Raw genomic sequence first — 21230 nt, forward strand, 5'->3', positions numbered from 1 at the left:
TCCTTCCGGTGTCAGGCCGTCGGTTGCTCGTGCGGCTGTCGGAGGCCGTCGAGTACCAGATCCAGGCAGCGGCGCCAGGCCGGTGGGCCTGCAGTCTCGCCGAGTAGCGACAGCGCCCACAGCAGATTCACGACGTCTTCGTCTCGCGCGTCTGCGCGCATCGCGCCGGAGCGGCGGGCCCGGTCGAGCAGTGCCGACAGGTGTGACATTCCGCGATGGCAGGCCTGCGTGAGTTGCTCGGCGGCGGGATGGTCGCCGGTGAAGGCCTCGAGTAATCCGCGGTCGGTGGTGAGTTGGTCGAGCAGGGCCTCGGTGAATCCGGTGAACGCTGTCCACGCGTCCGGCTCGCTCGCGGCGCGGGCGGCGAATTCGTCCAACGCGGCCAGCCGCGGCGGCAGCAGCGCGTCGATGAGTGCATCGCGGTGCGGGAAATGGTTGTACAGCGTCCCGATGCTGACGCCCGCGCGCCGTGCGATTTCCTCCAATGAACCATCGAGCCCCTGCTCGGTGAACACACCGGTGGCCGCACGCAACAGCTTCTCGCGATTGCGGGCCGCGTCCCGGCGCAGGGGTCTGGTCATGCCCGCATTCTACAAAAATCGAGGGGTGCCTCGGATTCGTGCTATCTTTGCAGAAGATGAGGCCCCCCTCAATCTTGGAAGGACTCCCATGCCCACCACGCGAACAGCAGTGATCATCGGCGTCGGGCCCGGTCTCGGCATGTCCATGGCGCGGCGTTTCGGCCGCGAAGGTTTCCGCATCGCACTTGTCTCACGCAGCGATGCGCGGCACGGCACCTATCTGCGCGATCTCGCATCCCTCGGGATCGATGCCACCGCGCACACCGCCGACGTCACCGATCGCGACCGGCTGCGATCGGTACTCTCCGAGATCGGGCGGGACGGAGGCATCGCGCTGGCCTACTACGGACCCGGTCCGACCCAGCAGCCGGTGCCCATCATCGAAATAGACATGGCGACAGCGCAATCGGCGTTCGAGTGGGTGTGGCCCGCGGTCGACGTGGTGCGCGAAGTGCTGCCGGGCATGCTCGACGACGGCGACGGTGGGCTGCTCTTCGCGGGCGGTTTGTCCAGCGTGCGCCCCATGCCGATGCTCGGCCAACTCGCGCTGGCCTCGGCAGCGCTGCGGAACTATGCGCACACTCTCCATGCCGCACTGGCCGATCGGGGTGTTTATGCGGGGACGCTCACCATCGGCGGACTGGTGGAACGCGGCGACATCCACGCCATGGTGACCGCGGATCCGGAGCGATTCGGCTCCCCGGACGGCCACACCCTCGACCCCGATCGGCTCGCGGACACCGCATGGGGCATGTACCGAACGCGCGATCGCGCGGAGGAAGTCTTCGACGCGTTCGGTGGATGAAGATCGAAGTAGGTTGCTACAGGGCTGCTTCCCTGCGCGGCGCCTCGGCGGCGGTCAGGCGCCGACGACGGAATTCATGATGGTGCCCGCGCTGGTGGCCACCACGCCGCCGATCATGGCTCCTGCGATCATCTTCGGTGATTCGAGCTGGCCGCCGCTCCACTTCTCCCACGCGAACCTCCCTCCTGCGTAGGTGATGCCGGAAACACCGGACAGCAGCACGAACCAGTTCAGGTACCGGACCATCTGCAGGATCTTGTCCGAAGTAGGCGGCGCCTCGGGGGACGGGTTGCCGATCTGAGCGAGGACGGCGTCATAGGCGGCGGTCAGAATCATGGATGTGCTCGTTCCGTATCGAGGTGGGCGAGGATGGCTAGCTCGAGCGAGTTGTCCAGATGATTGCCAGATCTATACCGCACAGTATGTGGGGCAGTCGCCGTTCGCGTGGCGAGATCGCGCGACCTGTCGCGAATGTCCGATCTTGTCCAGGGGGATGAATCTGTGGGACAAGGCTATTGAGAGGCCGGGAGAATGATGTGGAAATGATTAACGGACTCGCGTGGGCGGGTAGTGCACATCGGTGAGCTTCTCGGAGGCCTCCCATAGTGCTGCTCGGCGTTCGAGGTCGTGGGAACCGTTGCTGGACTGCACCGGGGCCGGGTAACCGTGGATCTCGAAAAGACCAGAGGGTCCGTAGTATTCGCTGCCTTTTGCATGCGGGTCGGTGGCGGCACGGAGGGTGGGGCGGGCCCCCATGGCGGGGGTGCGGCCGAGGAGGCGCGCGATGGCGAGGTTGGGGAGTCGGAAAGCTGCAGGGGAGTAGCGGAATACCTCAGTGGTGGCACCGCCGGGATGGGCGGCCAGAGCGATGGCGGGAGTGTCGGCCAGCCGGCGGTCGAGTTCGTAGGTGAACAGCAGATTTGCGAGTTTCGATTTGGCGTAGGCGCTTCCGGCGGGTGCGGCGGGGTTGTCGGGGTCGATGCGGCCGAAGCGGTGGCCGATGCTGCTGACCGTGACGACGCGCGCGGCGGGCGCGGTGGTGAGACGGTCGAGCAGCAGGCCGGTCAGGGCGAAGTGGCCGAGATGGTTGATTCCGAACTGGATCTCGAAACCGTCGGCGGTGGTGCCCGAGAGTCCGGTAACGCCCGCGTTGTTGATCAATAGGTCGACGTGGTCGTAGCGACTGCGGATCGCCTCGGCGGCGGTGCTGATGGAGTCGAGGGAACTCAGATCCATTTCGGTGGTTTCGAGCGCGGCGCTCGGCGTGTTCTGGATGATGCGGTCGGCCGCGGCTTCGGCCTTTTCCCGATTCCGGCATGCAAGCACGACGGCTGCGCCGTGCTCGGCCAATGCCCTCGCCGTTTCGAAGCCGATGCCGGTATTCGCTCCGGTGACGACGGCGATGCGGCCGCCGAGGTCGGGGATGTCTAGTTCGGTCCACTTGCGCACGTGCTGCTCCTAACATGAACTACTGGTTCACGATTAAAGTGAACCAGTAGTTCATGTTCTGTGCAAGGTGGTCGAGAGGATCAGAAATGACCGGACAACCGAGACTGCGTGCGGACGCTCAGCGCAATCGCGAAGCGATCCTCGACGCGGCGCGAGAGCTCGTGGTCGGCCGCGGTCCTGCCATCGGAATGGACGAGATCGCCGCCGCGGCCGGTGTCGCGGTCGGCACGCTCTACCGGCACTTCCCGACCAAGAAGGATCTGGTCGAGGCGATCGTGGCCGAACTGGCCGCGATGGTCGGCACATCGCTCGAGGCGGCGCTGTCCAGGGTGGGAAGCGGCGCGACATCTGCCATCGATGAGATCGTCGCGTTGCTGCACAGCGTCGTGATCGAGATGCGGCAGGAACGCTTGCTGAGGTTCGCCGTGACCGGATTGGCCGAGGATTCGCTGCAGGACCTGCGGCAGCGTGGCCGCGCCGCAGTCGAGCAGTTGGTTGCGGCGGCACACCGGGACGGATCGCTCTACCCCGACGTCGCCGTCGACGATGTAATCCTGCTCCTGGCAACGTCTCCATCGGACGCTGTGCCTGCGGCCGAACAGCAGCGGTGGCTGACATTGGCGCGTCGTGCACTCTCCCCGGTTTCCGAGCTCGAAGCCGGGAACCCACGCCGACCACGCGCCTAGCGGTATGCGCGTACGTCCGTCGGTGCGGGCAGCCGTCTTCGACGATCAGCGCAGGGCGAGGGCGAGGAAGAAGTCGACGCGGTCTTCCAGGCGGGAGAGGTCTCGGCCGGTCAGTTCTTCGATGCGTTGGATGCGGTAGCGCAGGGTGTTGACGTGGACGTGGAGCAGATCGGCGGACTTGGTCCAGGAGCCGGAGGCCTGGAGGAAGGTTTCCAGGGTGTGGACCAGATCCGAGCGGTTGTCCTGGTCGTAGTTGGTGAGGGGGTCGAGCAGGCGCAGCCGGAACATCCGGCGGACCTCGTCCGGGACGCTGGCGAGCAGCAGCATGTGGGTCGCCAGCTCGTCGTGTCCGACGACGCTGGTGGGCTGGTGGCGATCGGCTGCCAGGCGGCGGGCGTAGCGAGCCTCCTCCACGGCCCCGCGCAGACCTTCGCCGTCGACCACGCCGCTGACGCCGACCGACAGTTGGCTGCCGCGCAGGCCGGGCTCCAGAGCTGCTACGGCCCGGTGGATTTCGTCGATGACCGAGCCGTCGGTGCCAGCAGGTATCAGAGCGATCGCCTCACCGTCGACGACGCCTGCGGCGGGCCTTCTGCCGTAGAGGATTTCGCGCAGGAGCACGCGTAATTCGCCGGGGCGCAAGGTATCTGCCTGCGCTGCGGCCACCACGGCGATATAGGACTCGGCGGAGCCGAGGCCGGTCAGTTCGAGGCGGGAGATGATCTCGGCGGGCTTGGCGTCGGACACGATCAGTTCGATGAGTTCCTGGGCAAGGCGGCCCTCGGCGCTCTGGCGGTCGTCCTGGCGGGCGCGTTCGAGGGACACAACGGCCGCGAGCTCGCCGGTCAAGGCACGGCGTTCCTCGGGCCAGTCGCCGCAGTCGCCCTCGAAGACCAGAAACCAGTCGGCCGCCCGTGACGTGCGGTGCTCGTCGACGGCGAACAGTGAATAGCGCGCGCTCTGGTGGGTCAGCACATGGGGCAGGCGGCGGGCGTTGAGGAAGGCCGCCGTCACCTCGGTGGGCGGCGGGGGCGGGCCCGCAACCACCCGGCCGGTCGAGGACATGACCCAGCAGCGCATGCCGAGGTCACGTTCGATGAGTTCCAGCACCGAGCCGAGGCCTGAGCCCGCGACCAGCTGGCGATGCCGATCGAGGACGGCGGTCAGATCGGCGGCGCGGCCGGTGGAGAGGTTTCTGGTGATTTGCTCGGTGACCGTCGCGAACGCAATGTTCTCCGGAACCCGGAACAGCGGGATGCCGTGTTTGCGGCACGCCTCGACGATGTCGGGCGGCGCGCCGCCGTACTTGGCATCACCGGCGGCCAGGCCTGCCACGCCTGCTCGGGCCAGTGCTTGGACGAAAATCTCGCTGTCGGCGGGCGCGGAGCGCCATTGCAGGCCGGTCAGCACCAGCTCCCCGCCGGAGAGGTAGCGGCTGGGATCGAGCATGTCCGTGGTTACCACCCAGCGAACGAAGCGGTCGAGCTGGTTCTCGCCGGTCACGAGCTCCAGCCCCAGGTCCGTCATGGTGAGTAGGGAACGTAGGCGCACGTGGTGGACGCTAACAGTCGAGGGGCTTGGACATACCTACAAAGAATCCTGTGTGAACTGGCGCACAGTTCGGATTTCTCGTTTCTAGCTGCGCTGATCCCCAGCGGGTGTACTTACCGGACACGTTGAGACCCCGATGGGAGACCGGATGTCAGGTGAGATTGGATGGCTCAACTCACTGCCTCTCGACCAGGCGGAGGCGGAGCTGCTGACCTGTTGCGCGTCACGGACATGGGCGCGAAAGGTGGTGGCGCGCAGACCATATGAGAACAGCGAAAGCTTGATAGCGGCCGCGGTGACCGGAGTGTGCGAGCTGAGTTGGCCGGATGTCGAGGAGGCGCTGTCGGCGCACCCGCGCATCGGTGAACGAGCTAAAGTGGCTGCAGCAGTGGGAGTTTCGTCCGCAAGTGCGGAAAAGGCACGGCGCGAGGCACATTGGTCACGCAGCGAGCAATCCGGGGCCGCGACCGCCGACCCCGCGGTACTGCGCGAACTCGCCGCAGGAAATTTTGCTTACGAAGAACGGTTCGGGCATGTCTTCCTGATCCGTGCGACCGGCCGCAGTGCCGAGGAAATGCTCACTGAGCTGCGTAAACGCCTGGACAACGCGGTCGAAGACGAGCGTGTGGTCATTGCGGCGGAGCTCGCCGAGATCACCAGGCTCCGGGTGCGGAAGCTGCTGGAGCAGCGATGAGCCTGTCGACCCACGTGCTCGATGCGGCCACCGGCCGCCCCGCCGCCGGACTGCTGGTCCGACTGGCGACGGTCGAGGGCACCGTGCTCGCCGAGCATCGCACCGACGCCGACGGCCGGATCAAGGACCTGCCCGCGCCCGCGGCCGGTGTGCACCGCCTGACCTTCGAGACCGGCGATATCAGCCCGTTCTATCCGTCGATCTCCATCGACTTCACCATCGCAGACCCAGCCGAGCACCACCACGTGCCGCTGCTGCTCAGCCCGTATTCCTACTCCACCTATCGAGGTAGCTGAACAATGTCGATCAAGCTAGGCCCCAATAGATACGGCAAGTCCGAGAACCGTGTCGTCAGGGTGACGAAAACCGGTGGCATCCATGAGATCCGAGATCTCAACGTCAGCGTGGCGTTGTCCGGAGACATGGACGACACTCACCTCACCGGCGGCAACGCCGCAGTGCTGCCGACCGACACCCAGAAGAACACCGTCTTCGCCTTCGCGAAGGAGCACGGTATCGCCTCGCCGGAAGAATTCGGCCTGCTGCTCGCCCGGCATTTCGTCGACTCCCAGCCGACCATCGAGCATGCCAGGGTCTCGCTGGAGGAGTACGCCTGGGAGCGCATCGTCGTCGGCCCCGGCGACCGGCAGCACTCCTTCGTCCGCTCCAACCAGGAGATCCGCACCGCCCGCGTGCACAACGACGGTGACAATGCCTGGGTGGTCACGGGATTGAAGAATCTGGTGGTCCTCAACTCCACCGGCTCGGAGTTCCACGGCTACATCAAGGACAAGTACACGACGCTGCGCGAAGCCTATGACCGCGTCCTCGCGACCGAGGTCAACGCGGAGTGGCGGCACATCGCCGTCCCCGACGACTGGGACAAGTCCTACCTGAGGGCCCGCCGCTGCCTGCTGGAGGCGTTCGCGCAGACCCACAGCCTGTCGCTGCAGCAGACCCTGTACGCCATGGGCAACCGGGTCCTCGACACCTGCCCGGAGATCGGCGAGGTCCGGCTTTCGCTGCCCAATAAGCACCATTTCGTGGTGGATCTGTCTCCGTTCGGCCTGGAGAACGACAACGAGGTGTTCTGGGCTGCCGACCGGCCCTACGGCCTCATCGAAGGTTCGGTCCTGTCCGAGGACGCCCCCGACGCAGGGCCCGCCTGGGACTGAATCGGGAGTGACAATGGATTTTCTACGACCAACCACCTGGGCACAAGCGCTCGAGCTGAAGGCCGACCGCCCGGACGCCACCCCGATCCAGGGCGGCACCGACATCATGGTCGAGCTCAACTTCGACAAGGGCCGTCCTGCCGCATTGCTCGACCTCAATCAATGCCGCGATCTGTTCGAATACGAGGAGCGCGACGGCAAGTTGCGGATCGGGTCGGGCGTTCCCTATGTGCGGATCATCAACCGGCTCGGTGACCGGCTGCCCGGCCTGGCGCAGGCATCACGCACGGTCGGTTCGCCGCAGATCCGCAACCGCGGCACGGTCGGCGGCAATCTCGGCGGCGCGTCACCGGCCGGTGACGCCCACCCCGCGCTGCTCGCAGGCGATGCGGTGGTCGAGGTGGAGTCGGCCGCGCGCGGCAGTCGCATGATCCCGATCGACGACTTCTACGTGTGGGTCAAGAAGAACGCACTCGAGCCCGACGAGCTCATCCGCGCCGTGTGGCTCGCGCCCGCGCAGGGGCCGCAGTACTTTGCCAAGGTCGGCACCAGGAACGCCATGGTGATCGCGGTGTGCTCGTTCTCCATCGCGCTCTACCCCGACACCCGCTCGGCAAGGACCGGCATCGGCTCGGCAGGTCCGACACCGCTGCGTGCGACGCCTGCCGAGGAATTCCTCGCCACCCAGCTGTCCTGGGACGACCCCGCCCCGCTCACCGAAAGGGTGCTGCGCGAGTTCGGCGCGCTCGCCGCCGCGGCCGCGAAGCCGATCGATGATGTGCGAGGCAGCGCGGACTACCGCAAGCACGCACTGTCGGTGCTGGCGCGGCGCACCTTGACCTGGGCATGGAACGACCATCTAGCAGAGAGGAGGGCGGCCTGATGCGCGTGACCTTCGATGTGAACGGCTCGACGGAAACCGTCGACGACGTCTGGGAGGGGGAGAGCCTTCTCTACATGCTCCGTGAGCGGATGGGCCTTCCCGGCTCCAAGAACGCCTGCGAGCAGGGCGAATGCGGTTCGTGCACAGTCTATTTGAACGGTACCCCGGTCTGTTCCTGTCTCGTAGCGGCAGGCCAGGCGCAGGGCTGTTCGGTGCGGACCGTCGAGGGCCTCGCCAAGGGCGACAAGCTCGATCCGATGCAGCAGGCGTTCGTCGAGGCGGGCGCGGTCCAATGTGGTTTCTGCACACCGGGTCTCATCGTCCAGGCACACGACCTGGTCGAGCGCAACCCCGACCCGTCCGATGTGGAGATCCGCGAGGCGCTGGCCGGAAACCTGTGCCGCTGCACCGGATACGAGAAGATCCTCGACGCGGTTCGGCTCGCGGCACGACGTAAGGCGGCCAAATGACCAGGGTTGTTATCGAGAACGCGTACATCGCACCGGTCGTCGGACCGGAGATCGCGTCCGGATATCTCGTCGTCGACGAGGGCAGGATCGAGTCGCTCGGTGCGGGGCCGGCGCCGCTGCTGATTGATGCCCAACGCATCGACGGCACCGGCTGCCTGGTCACCCCCGGCTTGGTCAACACCCACCATCACCTCTACCAGTGGGCGAGCCAAGGCCTGTTCCAGGACTCGACGCTCTTCGAATGGCTGACCGGGCTCTACCGCACCTGGGCCCGCATGGACGCCGAGGTGGTCTACGGGGCCGCCTCCGCAGGCCTCGGCTGGCTGGCGCTGACCGGTTGCACCACCAGCAGCGATCACCACTACATCTTCCCCAAGGGGCGCGGCGATCTGTTCGAGGCCGAGGTGCGCGCCGCACGGGAGATCGGTCTGCGTTTCCACCCGTGCCGCGGCTCGATGGACCGCGGGCAGGCCGACGGCGGCCTGCCGCCGGACGAGGTGGTCGAGGACCGCGACGAAATCCTTTCCCACACCACCGAAGTCATCGACACCTACCACGATCCGTCGTTCGATTCGATGCTGCGGGTCGCCGTCGCGCCGTGCTCGCCGTTCTCGGTCAGCGAGGGCCTGATGCTCGACGCCGCCACGCTGGCGCGGGCCAAAGGCGTTCGGCTGCATACCCATCTCGCCGAAACGCTCGACGAGCAGGAGCACTGCATCGAGCAGATGGGTTGCACCCCTGTCGAATACATGGAGAAGCTCGGTTGGCTCGGCGAGGACGTCTGGTTCGCCCACGCGGTGCACCTGCACGACGCCGATATCCGTCGGTTCGCCGAAACCGGCAGCGGCTCTGCGCATTGCCCGAGCTCCAACGCCAGGCTCGGCGCAGGTATCGCCCGCGTCACCGATCTGCTCGCGGCGGGCGCGCCTGTCGGCCTCGGCGTCGACGGCGCGGCGTCGAGCGAGCTGACCTCACTCGCCGGAGAGATGCGCCAGGCCATGCTGTTCCAGCGGGCAGTTCACGGCCCGACGGCGTTCACCGCGCGCCAGGCGCTGCAGATAGGAACCATGGGCGGCGCACGCAATCTCGGCCGCCACAACGAGATCGGCAGCCTCGAGCCGGGCAAGCTCGCCGACATCGCCATGTGGCGGGTCGACGGCTTCCGCGCCGCGGTCGAGGACCCGGTGTGCGCCCTGGTCTTCGGCCCGACCCCGCCACTGGCGCGGTTACTCGTCGGCGGCAGGACCGTGGTGGAGAACGACGAGCTGCGCACCGTCTCGCACGACGCGGTCGGCAGGGCAGGCGCAGCGGCGCGGAAACGGTTGATGGGAGAGGAGTCCCGATGAGTGCGGCACGTACCATCCGATTCCCCGGCGAGGTCGCCGCGCCGGGGAAGGGCGGCATCGGCGAGAGTCCGCTGCGTCCCGACGGCACCCTCAAGGTGAAGGGCGAATTCGCCTACTCCTCCGACCTGTGGATGGACGGCATGCTGTGGGGCGCCACCCTGCGCAGCCCACACCCGCGCGCCATTATCCGGAGCATCAATATCGCTCCTGCGCTGGCCATAACCGGTGTACACGCGGTGCTCACCGAGGAGGATGTACCCGGCCGCAAGATGTACGGCCTCGACCACACCTGGGATCAGCCGGTCCTCGCCATCGGTGAGGTGCGCCACCACGGTGAACCCATCGCTCTGGTCGCCGCCGACCATCCCGAGATCGCCCGCCGCGCCCTCACTGCAATCGAAATCGATTGGGAGGTACTGGAACCCATTACCGACCCGATGGCGGTGGTCTCGGCTCCGAAGCGTCTGAAGGTACAGGAGCGCGGCGGTATCGCCCGTCACCAGCCGGTGCGCGTCGGCGATATCACTGTGGGCCGCGCCCTGGCCACCGTGGTGGTGACCGAGGAGTTCGAGGTCGGCATTCAGGACCAGGCGTTCCTCGGTCCCGAATCCGGCATGGTCATTCCGGCCGAGGACGGTGGCCTCGACTTCTACGTCGCCACCCAGTGGCTGCACAACGATCTCTCCCAGATCGGCCCGTGCCTCGGGCTGGCCGACGACCAGATCCGCATGACCATGGCCGGTGTCGGCGGAGCCTTCGGCGGCCGCGAGGACCTGTCCATGCAGATCCACGCGGGCATGCTGGCCATGCGCACCGGCAAGCCCATCAAGATGGTGTACAACCGCGAAGAATCGTTCTTCGGGCATGTACACCGGCACCCGGCGAAGATGCTCTACGAATACGGTGCCAATGCCAGCGGAAAACTCACCTACGCAAAGGTTGTCATCGTCCTCGACGGTGGTGCGTACACCTCGGCGACACTGAATGTCACCGGTAACGCGTCCTCGCTCGCGGTAGGACCGTACGAGATTCCGCATATCGAGATCGACGCGTACGGTGTCTACACCAACAATCCGCCGTGCGGTGCTATGCGCGGATTCGGCGCTGTCCAAGCGTGTTTCGCGCACGAGTCGATGATGGACAAGCTCGCGGAGGCATTGGAACTCGACCCGGTGCATGTGCGCCAGATCAACGCCGTCTCGCAGGGCTCGAAGCTGGCGACCGGACAGGTGGTGCACGCGCCCGCACCGCTGGCGGAGATGCTCGATCAGGTGCGCGCGATCCCGCTGCCCGCGGCATTGGATGCCTCCGACATCAGGAACCTGCCAGGTGGGGCTTCACAGACCACCCATGGCGAGGGCGTGGTGCGCGGCATCGGCTACGGCGTCGGTATCAAAAATATCTGCTTCTCCGAAGGGTTCGACGACCTGTCGACGGCCCGAGTGCGACTGGAAGTTATTGCCGGAGAACCGGTTGCACTGGTACACACCGCGGCAGCCGAAGTCGGCCAGGGACTGGTCACCGTCGAGGCGCAGATCGCGTGCACCGAACTCGGGATCGAAAGGGTCACCATCCATCCCGCCGACAACCAGGTAGGTGATTCCGGGTCGTCGTCCGCTTCCCGGCAGACCTACATGACCGGCGGTGCGGTCAAGACCGCCTGTGAGGCGGTGCGGGCGCGGCTGCTCGAGCTCGCCATCGCCCAGGGTCACGGTCCCGCCGCACAGCTGATCGGCGGCAAGGTGGTTTCGGAGACGGGGGAGGTGCTCGCAGCGATCGTCGATGTCCTGAATGAGGGGGTCATCGAAGAAACCCGCGAGTACCACCACCGCCCTACCACCGGGATGGATCCGGTCACCGGCCAGGGGAGCAGTCACACCCAGCTGGCGCTGTGCGTGCACCGCGCGGTCGTCGACGTCGATACCGAACTCGGCCTCGTCAAGGTCGTCGCCCTCGACGCGGTGCAAGACGTAGGAAAGATCATGAACCGCCTGTCCCTGGAGGGCCAGATCCATGGCGGCTCCGCACAGGGCCTCGGCCTGGCAGTTATGGAGGAAATTCAGGTCAAGAACGGAAAAGTGCTCAACCCGTCCTTCACGGACTATCTGATTCCCACCATCCTCGATATGCCTCCGCAGAAGCTGGAGATCCTCGAGAACGCCGATCCGCACGCCCCGTACGGGCTGCGCGGCGCCGGAGAGCCACCCACGCTCTCTTCGACCCCTGCCATTGCCTCGGCCATTCGTGACGCGTGCCGATCGCAGGGTGGAAACGTGCACATCAATCGTGTGCCGGTGCGACCGGAAGACATCATCCGGAGCAGTTGATCAACAGGGGCAGCCTGCCTATCTAGGACAGACCCCACAACAGCAGTACCCGAACCGAGCGGTCCGCTCGAGTCCACAAGGACCGGACCGTAGGTCGGCTACGCCCCGAGGAGGGCACGCCATGACCCAAATTCAGACCAAGCCCAGCGCGCCAGAGCCGGTTGCCGGAAGGTCTGCGCTGGACCGGTTCTTCCGGCTGAGCGAACGCAAGACCACGATTTCCCGGGAAATCCGTGGCGGCATCACCACTTTCGTCGCGATGGCCTACGTCATCCTGCTGGTCCCGCTCATTCTCGGCGGTGTCGCGGATGTCAACGGTGACAAGTTGAGCATCGCTCAACTCACCACGGCCACGGCGTTTTCCGCAGGGCTGAGCACTGTACTGATGGGCCTTGTCGGCAATGTGCCGCTAGCGCTCGCCGCCGGACTCGGCGTGGTACCGGTGGTCGCCTTTCAGGCCGCGCCACACATGACCTGGCCCCAGACCATGGGCTTGGTCTTCCTGATGGGCGTGATCATCGTGGTGCTCGCCGCGACCGGCCTGCGAACGATGATCATCAATGCCATTCCGCTCAGTCTCAAGAACGCCATCGGCGTCGGGATCGGCATGTTCATCGCCATGATCGGCCTTGTCTCGGCCGGTGTCGTCGGCCACGGTTCGCAGACGGGTCCGCCGGTCACGCTCGGGGCCGGTGGTCACCTCTCGGGTTGGCCGGTGGTGATATTCGCGGTCGGACTGCTTGTGATGCTCGCGCTGTTCATCCGCAAGGTGCCCGGTGCGATTCTGATCAGCATCGTCATCGCGACGGTGCTCGCCGTCGCGGTCAATTCGCTGGCGAAGATCGACCCGGCGACGTGGGGCCCTGTCGTGCCGGAGTCGCCGAAAGGCTTCTTCTCCGCACCCGATTTCGGCCTGATGTTCGATATCGACTTCTTCGGAGGATTCGCCGAAGCGGGCGGACTCGTCGCGGGAGTCGTGCTGTTCACCCTCGTGCTGACCGGCTTCTTCGATGCTATGGGCACGGTTTTCGGGGTCTGTGACGAGGCCGGCCTGCTCGACGAGAAGGGCACCATGCCCGGTATCGGCAAGGTGCTCACCATCGATGGTGTCGCGCAGATTATCGGTGGTGCCAGCGGCGGCGCCGGAAACACGGTCTATGTCGAGTCCGCTACGGGTGTCGGTGAGGGCGCCCGTACCGGATTGACCAGTGTGGTGACCGGTGGGCTCTTCTGTCTCGCAGTCTTTTTCACCCCGCTGGCCGCGGTGGTGCCGATACAAGCTGCCGCTCCGGCATTGGTGCTCGTCGGCGCGCTGATGATGACCCAGGCCCGCAAGATCGACTGGGCCGATCTCGAGGTGGCGGTGCCCGCCTTCCTGACGATCGTGCTGATGCCGTTCACCTACTCGATCACCAACGGTGTCGGCGCGGGTCTGATCGCCTACGTGGTGATCAAGTCGGCACGCGGCAAATTCCGTGAAATCCATTGGCTGGTTTGGGTTGTCGCACTGGTCTTCGCGGGCTACTTCGGCATCTCGGCCATCGAACTCCTGCTGGGCGGATAAGCCGATGCGTGACCTCGCGACAGAACTCCTGCAATGGCACACGGCGGGCAAGTTCTACGCCGTCGCCACCGTCATCGGTGTCACCGGCAGCGCGCCGCGGCCGCCCGGCGCCGCCCTTGCCGTCGATGCCGAAGGCGCCGTCATCGGAAGCATTTCCGGTGGTTGTGTCGAAGGTGCGGTGTACGAACTCTGTCGCGAGGTGCTGCGCACCGGACAGTCGATGCGCGAAACCTTCGGATACAGCGACGAGGATGCCTTTGCCGTCGGCCTGACCTGCGGCGGTGAGCTCGAAGTGTTCATTCAGGCGATAACGCCCGACGAGCACGGGACCATTCGAGCGATCCTGCAGTCCACCGAGGCGGTCGCGCTGGTGCGGGATCTGAATACCGGGGCGGCGATGGCGCTCGGCACCTGGTGGACCCTCGGTGCGACCTTCGACGAGGAGATCGTCGCGGAGGCGCGGGCCATGCTCGACACCGGATCAACCGGCCTGCGGGTCGTCGGCTGCGGGGCCGGGGAGCGCACGATTTTTGTGGAGTCCTATGTAGCTGCGCCGCGCATGATCGTCTTCGGTGCAATAGATTTCGCCGCTGCCGTCACCCGCATCGGGCGCTTCCTCGGCTACCACGTCACGGTCTGCGATGCGCGACCGGTGTTCGCCACCCGTGCCCGATTCCCGGACGCCGACGAGATCGTCGTGGAATGGCCCGACCGCTATCTCGCACGCACCCCGGTGGATTCGCGCACCGTCCTGTGTGTGCTCACCCACGACGCCAAGTTCGACATCCCACTGCTCGAGGTGGCGCTGCGGTTGCCGGTCGCCTATGTGGGCGCGATGGGTTCCCGTCGCACCCATGCGGATCGCAATGCCAGGTTGCGTGCGGCCGGTGTATCCGAAGCCGAACTCGCCCAACTGCATTCGCCGATCGGGTTGGACCTCGGCGGGCGCACGGCCGAGGAGACCGCGGTGGCTGTCGCCGCCGAGATCGTCGCGGTCCGCCGCGGCGGTTCGACACAGCCGCTCACCACCAGTGACGGCCCGATCCACCGGGACCTGGTCCCGGCCTGGTGAGGGCTTCTTACCGCACACCCCGTGTCTCAGCCGTACACCCATCGCACGGGGTGTGCGGTATGCCCGCGGTCGGCCGATCAATGACATACATCTTTCTGGAGCATCGTACGAAATGAGCTCCGAAACAGGCGGTGAGCTCGGTGTTAATCGCTTCTATTCCAAGCGAACCGGTTGCCCACATACTTGACGAAATTTCGAACAAAGGACCCGAACAATGCCGTTGATATTTCTGAACGGTTCCGCGATGCGTGGCGGGCCGCTGAACCACCTGCTGGACGGCGCGCCCTTCGCGGGCGAGGTGAAAACCGCGCCGCGCTACCGATTCTTCTCTGTCGGAGACCGTTTTCCCGGCCTGGAGCCGGCCGCGGACGGCGGCGACTCGATTGCGGGGGAGCTCTTCGATGTGCCGCTCGACGTGCTACGCAGCAGGTTGCTGCCCGCCGAGCCGCCCGAACTCGAGCTCGCCGCGATCGAGCTGGAGGACGGCCGTTCGGTCTTGTCCATGGTGCTGCGCAGGCCGCCGACCTCGTATCCGGAGCTGATCGACATCACCGTGATCGGCAGCTGGCAGAAATACCGCCGAAGGAGCTGAATGAATAACTACACAGGGAGTTCGAAACTCCCGAAATTCGATGTCAACTGCTCGATACTGTTCACAGATCTCCCGCTGCTGGAACGACCGGCCGCCGCGAAGCAGGCCGGATTCGATGCGGTCGAATTCTGGTGGCCGTTCGGGGAGAATCCGGCACCGGGCGATAAAGAGATCGATGAATTCATCCGCGCGATCAATGATGCCGGTGTCGAGCTGATCGGCCTGAACTTCATCGATCTGATCCCGGCGGGCCGCGGCCTGGTCTCGGTACCCAGTGCAGTCACGAAGTTCCGGGACAACATCGATGTGGCCGTCGGGATCGCCGACAGCACCGGCTGCCGCGCCCTGAATGCCCTCTACGGCAATCGGATCGCCGGCGAATCTCCGGAGAAGCAGGACGAACTCGCGTTGGAGAACCTGCGCATCGCCGCTCGGGCGGCAGCTCGCATCGGCGCCACCGTGCTGGTGGAGGCGCTCAATTCCTTCGAGTCGCCGGACTATCCGATCGTGAGCGCCGAGCACGCGATGCGAGTCATCGAGCAGACCGGCGAGCCCAATGTGCGATTCCTCTGCGACCTCTACCACCTGGCCAGGATGGACGAGAACCTCATCGAGGTGATCGAGACCCACGCGCCGCACATCGGCCATGTGCAGATCGCCGATGATCCCGGCCGCGGCCGACCAGGCACCGGCGAGCTCGACTTTCCCCGGCTCTTCGAAACCCTCGCCGCCAGTGGCTACGACGGCTGGATCGGCCTCGAATACAAGGACCCCGAGTTGGATTGGAACTGGATCAAATGAGCGAGCGCAGCGAGCGAATCGTCGACACAGCGCCCGCTGGGAATGGCGGAGTCATGAGCAAGATCGGATTTGTCGGACTCGGGATCATGGGCAGCCCGATGGCGGGCCACCTCGTCGCGGCCGGGCACGACGTCACTGGTTACGACGTCGGCCCGACCGGGCTCGACAAGCTGAAGGCGGCGGGTGGCGCGGCCGCGGCCAGCGCTGCGGAAGCGGTGCGCGACAAGGACATCGTCATCACGATGCTGCCCCAGGACGAGCACGTCGAGCAGGTCTTCGGTGATGTCCTCGAGCACGCGAGCCCCGGGACGCTGTACATCGACTTCTCTACGATCACCCCGCAGACGGCCCGGTGGACCGCGGAAGAGGGCAAGAAGAAGGGCCTGCGTGTCCTCGACGCCCCGGTGAGTGGAGGCGAGACCGGAGCGGTCAATGCCGCCCTGTCGATCATGGTCGGCGGTGCGGAGGCCGACTTCGAGGCCGCCCGGCCGATTTTCGGCGCGGTCGGCAAGACCGTCGCGTTGGTGGGCGGCAACGGTGCGGGGCAGTGCGTCAAGGCGGCCAATCAGCTGGTCGTCGGCGGTACGTATGCCCTGGTCGCCGAGGCGATCCTGCTGATGGAGAACCTGGGCGCGGACGCGGCGAAGGGCCTCGACGTGTTGGCCGGCGGCCTTGCGGGCAGCAAGATCCTCGAGCTCAAGCGCGAGTCCATGCTGGCGCGCAGTTTCGTGCCGGGATTTCGAATCGACCTGCACCACAAGGACATGGGCATCATCCTGCAGGCCGCTCGTCAGGCCGAGGTGTCGATCCCGATGGGTGCGCTGACTGCGCAGTTGATCGCCGCGGCGCGGGCCATGGGCTACGGCTCGCTGGACCATTCGGCGCTGCTGCTCGTCGCGGACGCGCTGTCCGGGCGGACCGAGACAGACGGGGCGAGCTGACCATGACACGCATGCGCACCGTCGATGCGGCTGTTCTGATTCTGGAAAAGGAGGGGGCGACACAGGCTTTCGGGCTGCCCGGCGCCGCGATCAACCCCTTCTACAGTGCGATGAAAGCGCACGGCGGGATTCGGCACGTCCTTGCCCGCCACGTGGAGGCCGCATCGCACATGGCCGAGGGTTACACCCGCGCCGTGCCGGGCAATATCGGCGTCTGCATCGGCACCTCCGGCCCGGCGGGCACGGACATGATCACCGGGTTGTATTCGGCGAGTGCGGATTCCATTCCGATCCTGTGCATCACCGGGCAGGCTCCGGTGGCCAAGCTGCACAAGGAGGACTTCCAGGCGGTCGACATCGCCTCGATCGCAGCACCGGTCAGCAAGTGGGCGGTCACCGTTCTCGAACCGGCGCAGGTGCCCGGCACGTTCCAGAAGGCATTCCATCTCATGCGCGACGGTAGGCCGGGGCCGGTCCTCATCGACCTGCCGATCGATGTGCAGCTCGCCGAAATCGAGTTCGACATCGAGATGTACACGCCGCTGGAGGTGCATCGCCCGGCCGCGACGCGGGCACAGGCCGAGAAGGCCATCCGCATGTTGAACGCGGCGCAGCGGCCGCTGATCGTCGCGGGTGGCGGCATCGTCAATGCCGACGCCGCCGAGTTGCTCGTCGAATTCGCCGAGCTGACCGGTGTTCCGGTGGTGCCGACCCTGATGGGTTGGGGCACGATCCCCGACGATCACGCCCTGCACGCGGGGATGGTCGGTCTGCAAACCTCGCATCGCTACGGCAATGCGACCTTGTTGGAATCGGACTTCGTCCTCGGCATCGGGAACCGGTGGGCCAACCGGCACACTGGTGGCGTCGAAACCTATACCCAGGGACGCACTTTCGTGCACGTCGACATCGAGCCGACCCAGATCGGGCGGGTGTTCGCGCCCGACTTCGGTATCACCTCCGACGCGGGCGCCGCGCTCGCGGTGTTCGTGGCGGTCGCCCGCGAGCTGGCGGCGGCAGGGGAACTGGCCGACCGCGGCGATTGGGCGGGCCAGGTGCGGGCACGCAAACAGTTGGGGCAGCGCAAGACGCACTTCGACAATGTCCCGATCAAACCGCAGCGGGTCTACGAGGAGATGAACCGGGCGTTCGGACCCGACATCCGCTACGTCAGCACCATCGGTCTGTCGCAGATCCAGGCGGCGCAACTGCTGCACGTGTACCGGCCGCGGCATTGGATCAATGCCGGTCAGGCCGGGCCGCTGGGCTGGACGGTGCCCGCGGCGCTCGGTGTCGCGACCGCCGACCCCGAGGCCACCGTGGTCGCGCTGTCGGGGGACTACGACTTCCAGTTCCTCATCGAGGAATTGGCCGTCGGTGCACAGTTCAACATCCCCTACATCCATGTGCTGGTGAACAACTCGTATCTGGGCCTGATCCGCCAGGCGCAGCGGAACTTCTCGATGGACTACTACGTCCAGCTCGACTTCGAGAACATCAACAGTCCGGAGCTGAACGGGTATGGCGTCGACCACGTCAAGGTGGTGGAAGGCTTGGGCTGCAAGGCGATCCGCGTCAACGACCCCGCGTGGATCGGACCCGCGCTGGAAGACGCTAAGAAGCTGATGGCCGAATTCCGGGTGCCGGTGGTCGTCGAGGTCATTCTCGAGCGTGTGACGAATGTGTCGATGGGACTGGAGATCGACAACATCAACGAGTTCGAGGAGCTGGCAAGCTCTGCCGCGGACGCGCCGACCGCGACCGCCCCGATCGAGGAACCGGAACCCGTCGGAGGCGGCAATTGAGTCGGCCGGGTGCGGCCAGGAAATTGTGGCGAGGCGGGCATTGTGTCATCGCGCCCGACAAGTTCAAAGGGTCGCTGACGGCCCCCCAGGTCGCCGCGCACCTGGCGGCGGGGCTTCGGCAGGTCCGGCCGGACATCCCGGTGCTGACCATGCCGGTGGCCGACGGTGGAGACGGCACCGTCGATGCCGTGGTGGAGTCGGGTTTCTCGCGGTTCCAGACGACCGTCACGGGGCCGCTGGGGGATCGGGTCGTCGCGTCGTTCGCGATCCGCGATCACACCGCCGTCGTCGAGCTCGCCGAGGCATCGGGGTTGCGCAGGCTGCGGGGCAGACCCGATGCCACGGTGGCACTGACCGCGAGCAGTCTGGGCACCGGTGAGCTGATCAAGGCGGCCGTCGAACGCGGTGCCGGACGGGTCGTCCTCGGCCTCGGCGGCAGTGCGTGCACGGACGGGGGCGTCGGCATGCTGACCGCGCTCGGTGTCCGCTTCCTCGACGAGCACGGACACCCGCTGGCACTGGGCGGCGGGTCGCTGCGCAGGCTGGCGCGCATCGACGCCAGCGCCATAATCAGGGTTCCGGTGACCGTCGCCTGCGACGTCGACAACCCGCTGCTCGGGGTGCGCGGCGCGGCGAACGTCTACGCGCGGCAGAAGGGCGCCGAGACCGCCGATGTCGACGAACTCGAAAGGGGCCTGGCCCATTTCGCGTCGATCGTGCGTCGCGATCTGCACGTCGACGTCGTCGACCGGCCGGGCGCGGGGGCCGCGGGCGGGGTCGGCTATGCCGCTCTCGCCTTTCTCGGTGCGCAGGTTCGGCCGGGCATCGAGCTGATCCTCGAGCAGCTCGGATTCGCCGAACAGGTCGAAGGCGCTCGGCTGGTGATCACCGGTGAGGGTTCACTGGATCGGCAGACGCTGCACGGCAAGGCGCCGGTCGGGGTGGCACGGGCAGCGGCGGCCGCCGGTGCTCCGGTCATCGCGGTCGCGGGGCAGCGGGCGCTGACCGACGAGCAGTTGCGGCGCGCCCACATCGAGCAGGCATACGCGCTGACCGACATCGAGCCGGATCCCGAGGTCTGCATGGCGAAGGCCGGACCGCTACTGGAAGCACTCGCTGGCAACATCGCCGAGAACTGGCTGGGCGACAAGGCAATCAGCAACGAGGCAGGCGCTCATGCATGATCTGGTCATCCGATCCCGGCGCGTCGCACTGCCGGACGGGATTCGGCCGGCCGCAATAGCCGTGCAGGACGGGCGAATTGCGGCGCTGAGCGACTACGACACCGTGCTGCCCGCGACCACGATCACCGATCTGGCCGACCTGGTCGTGCTGCCGGGACTTGTCGACTCGCACGTCCACGTCAACGAGCCGGGGCGCACCGAGTGGGAGGGTTTTGCCACCGCGACCAAGGCTGCGGCGGCCGGCGGGGTGACCACCATCGTCGACATGCCGCTGAATTCGCTACCGCCGACGGTCACCGTTGCCGACCTGGCCACCAAGCGGGCGGCGGCGGCCGGACAGTGCTATGTGGACGTGGCCTTCTGGGGCGGTGCGATTCCCGGCAACCTGGACTCGCTGCGACCGCTGCACGAGGCGGGCGTCGTCGGTTTCAAGTGCTTCCTGTCGCCGTCCGGGGTCGAGGAGTTCCCGCCGCTGACACTCGACGAGATCGAGAAGGTGATGCGGGAGCTGGCGTCCTTCGACGGGCTGCTCATTGTGCATGCCGAAGACCCCGTGCGGTTGGGCGAACCGGTCGACGGCTCCTACCGTGCGTTCCTGAATTCTCGACCGGGAGCGGCCGAAAGCTCTGCGGTGCAACAGATCATTGCGCTCGCGGAGGCAACAGGCACCCGGACCCACATCCTGCACGTCTCGTCGGCAGACTGCCTGGCACCGCTCGCCGCCGCACAGGCGCGCGGCGTGCGCATCAGTGCGGAGACCTGTCCGCACTATCTCACGCTGTCGGCCGCGGAGGCATACACGACGGCGTTCAAATGCTGTCCGCCCATTCGGGACGCCGCCAACCAGGACGCGTTGTGGCAGGGGCTGGCCGACGGTGTGCTGTCGTGCGTGGTCTCCGACCATTCGCCGTGCCCGCCCGCTATGAAGGAGGGCGACTTTGCCAGCGCATGGGGTGGCATCTCGTCGCTGCAGATCGGGCTGCCCGCGGTCTGGACCGCCGCGCGGGCACGGGGATTCGGGCTGACCGACGTCGTGCGCTGGATGGCGGCCGCGCCCGCAGAGCTGGCCGGGCTACGCCGCAAGGGGCGGATCGAGGTCGGCTGCGATGCCGATCTCGTCGCCTTCGATCCCGCGGCGTCGTTCACCGTGGAGCCGATCGCTCTAGCGCACAAGAACCCGATCACGCCCTACGGCGGCCGCGAGCTGTTCGGCGTTGTCCATTCCACCTGGCTCGGCGGCCGTGTCGCGTGGCACGGCCACCCGCCTGCGGGTCGCCATTTGGTTACCGACAACCGTTGAGAGA

General features: G+C 66.4%; 21 protein-coding genes. 17 read left to right on the forward strand and 4 right to left on the reverse strand.

Annotated features, from left to right (window positions below; genetic code table 11):
• Window positions 1–11: 11 nt before the first annotated feature.
• Window positions 12–581, reverse strand: a complete 570-nt coding sequence (locus ACLMAL_RS25240) for a TetR/AcrR family transcriptional regulator (protein ID WP_412001338.1) — start codon at window positions 579–581, stop codon at window positions 12–14.
• An 88-nt stretch (window positions 582–669) separates the two neighbouring features.
• On the opposite strand from ACLMAL_RS25240, the gene ACLMAL_RS25245 reads away from it, so the two are divergent.
• On the forward strand, window positions 670–1386 hold the full coding sequence (locus ACLMAL_RS25245) for an SDR family NAD(P)-dependent oxidoreductase (protein WP_412001339.1): 717 nt from the start codon (window positions 670–672) through the stop codon (window positions 1384–1386).
• A gap of 54 nt (window positions 1387–1440) precedes the next feature.
• Here the strand turns inward: ACLMAL_RS25245 and ACLMAL_RS25250 are convergent, their stop codons facing one another.
• Window positions 1441–1722, reverse strand: a complete 282-nt coding sequence (locus tag ACLMAL_RS25250; protein WP_328404962.1) for a hypothetical protein — start codon at window positions 1720–1722, stop codon at window positions 1441–1443.
• 210 nt (window positions 1723–1932) lie between these two features.
• Complete coding sequence (locus ACLMAL_RS25255) at window positions 1933–2835, reverse strand: oxidoreductase (protein WP_412001340.1); 903 nt, start codon at window positions 2833–2835, stop codon at window positions 1933–1935.
• 86 nt (window positions 2836–2921) lie between these two features.
• On the opposite strand from ACLMAL_RS25255, the gene ACLMAL_RS25260 reads away from it, so the two are divergent.
• Window positions 2922–3521 (forward strand): TetR/AcrR family transcriptional regulator, encoded by a 600-nt coding sequence (locus tag ACLMAL_RS25260; RefSeq protein ID WP_412001341.1) that lies wholly within the window; start codon window positions 2922–2924, stop codon window positions 3519–3521.
• Between the two features lie 45 nt (window positions 3522–3566).
• On the opposite strand, the gene ACLMAL_RS25265 is transcribed toward ACLMAL_RS25260, so the two are convergent.
• Window positions 3567–5048 carry a PucR family transcriptional regulator gene (locus ACLMAL_RS25265; RefSeq protein WP_412001342.1) on the reverse strand — a complete coding sequence of 494 codons (1482 nt, stop codon included), beginning with the start codon at window positions 5046–5048 and terminating at the stop codon, window positions 3567–3569.
• Window positions 5049–5220: 172 nt separating this feature from the next.
• On the opposite strand from ACLMAL_RS25265, the gene uraD reads away from it, so the two are divergent.
• From uraD to allB, 15 genes are all read left to right on the forward strand, one after another.
• Entirely contained in the window at window positions 5221–5766 is a 546-nt protein-coding gene (uraD, locus tag ACLMAL_RS25270) for a 2-oxo-4-hydroxy-4-carboxy-5-ureidoimidazoline decarboxylase (protein WP_412001343.1), read from the forward strand.
• Entirely contained in the window at window positions 5763–6062 is a 300-nt protein-coding gene (gene uraH, locus ACLMAL_RS25275) for a hydroxyisourate hydrolase (RefSeq protein ID WP_412001344.1), read from the forward strand. Before uraD ends, uraH begins: the two co-directional genes overlap by 4 nt.
• Window positions 6063–6065: 3 nt before the next feature.
• Window positions 6066–6941, forward strand: a complete 876-nt coding sequence (gene pucL, locus ACLMAL_RS25280; protein WP_412001345.1) for a factor-independent urate hydroxylase — start codon at window positions 6066–6068, stop codon at window positions 6939–6941.
• Between the two features lie 13 nt (window positions 6942–6954).
• Window positions 6955–7824: an FAD binding domain-containing protein gene (locus ACLMAL_RS25285; RefSeq protein ID WP_412001346.1), complete on the forward strand. Its 870-nt coding sequence runs from the start codon at window positions 6955–6957 to the stop codon at window positions 7822–7824.
• Entirely contained in the window at window positions 7824–8294 is a 471-nt protein-coding gene (locus ACLMAL_RS25290; RefSeq protein WP_412001347.1) for a (2Fe-2S)-binding protein, read from the forward strand. The genes ACLMAL_RS25285 and ACLMAL_RS25290 overlap by 1 nt, the downstream gene beginning before the upstream one ends.
• Window positions 8291–9640, forward strand: a complete 1350-nt coding sequence (locus ACLMAL_RS25295; RefSeq protein WP_412001348.1) for an 8-oxoguanine deaminase — start codon at window positions 8291–8293, stop codon at window positions 9638–9640. The genes ACLMAL_RS25290 and ACLMAL_RS25295 overlap by 4 nt, the downstream gene beginning before the upstream one ends.
• Window positions 9637–11967 (forward strand): xanthine dehydrogenase family protein molybdopterin-binding subunit, encoded by a 2331-nt coding sequence (locus ACLMAL_RS25300; RefSeq protein WP_412001349.1) that lies wholly within the window; start codon window positions 9637–9639, stop codon window positions 11965–11967. The genes ACLMAL_RS25295 and ACLMAL_RS25300 overlap by 4 nt, the downstream gene beginning before the upstream one ends.
• A 121-nt stretch (window positions 11968–12088) precedes the next feature.
• Window positions 12089–13531: an NCS2 family permease gene (locus ACLMAL_RS25305; RefSeq protein WP_412001350.1), complete on the forward strand. Its 1443-nt coding sequence runs from the start codon at window positions 12089–12091 to the stop codon at window positions 13529–13531.
• 4 nt (window positions 13532–13535) lie between these two features.
• Window positions 13536–14603 (forward strand): XdhC family protein, encoded by a 1068-nt coding sequence (locus tag ACLMAL_RS25310; RefSeq protein ID WP_412001351.1) that lies wholly within the window; start codon window positions 13536–13538, stop codon window positions 14601–14603.
• Between the two features lie 214 nt (window positions 14604–14817).
• The gene (locus ACLMAL_RS25315; RefSeq protein WP_412001352.1) at window positions 14818–15195 is read left to right on the forward strand and encodes a gamma-glutamylcyclotransferase; all 378 of its coding nucleotides are present in this window, start codon (window positions 14818–14820) and stop codon (window positions 15193–15195) included.
• On the forward strand, window positions 15196–15996 hold the full coding sequence (locus ACLMAL_RS25320; RefSeq protein WP_412001353.1) for a hydroxypyruvate isomerase family protein: 801 nt from the start codon (window positions 15196–15198) through the stop codon (window positions 15994–15996).
• Between the two features lie 53 nt (window positions 15997–16049).
• Window positions 16050–16937: an NAD(P)-dependent oxidoreductase gene (locus ACLMAL_RS25325; protein WP_412001354.1), complete on the forward strand. Its 888-nt coding sequence runs from the start codon at window positions 16050–16052 to the stop codon at window positions 16935–16937.
• 2 nt (window positions 16938–16939) lie between these two features.
• Window positions 16940–18742 (forward strand): glyoxylate carboligase, encoded by a 1803-nt coding sequence (gene gcl / locus ACLMAL_RS25330; protein WP_412001355.1) that lies wholly within the window; start codon window positions 16940–16942, stop codon window positions 18740–18742.
• Entirely contained in the window at window positions 18739–19926 is a 1188-nt protein-coding gene (locus ACLMAL_RS25335) for a glycerate kinase (protein ID WP_412001356.1), read from the forward strand. The genes gcl and ACLMAL_RS25335 overlap by 4 nt, the downstream gene beginning before the upstream one ends.
• Window positions 19919–21226, forward strand: coding sequence for an allantoinase AllB (gene allB, locus ACLMAL_RS25340; protein ID WP_412001357.1), 1308 nt, complete (start codon window positions 19919–19921; stop codon window positions 21224–21226). The genes ACLMAL_RS25335 and allB overlap by 8 nt, the downstream gene beginning before the upstream one ends.
• The last annotated feature ends 4 nt before the right edge of the window (window positions 21227–21230 follow it).

The sequence above is a fragment of the Nocardia sp. CWNU-33 genome (assembly GCF_046764895.1).
GTDB lineage: Bacteria > Actinomycetota > Actinomycetes > Mycobacteriales > Mycobacteriaceae > Nocardia.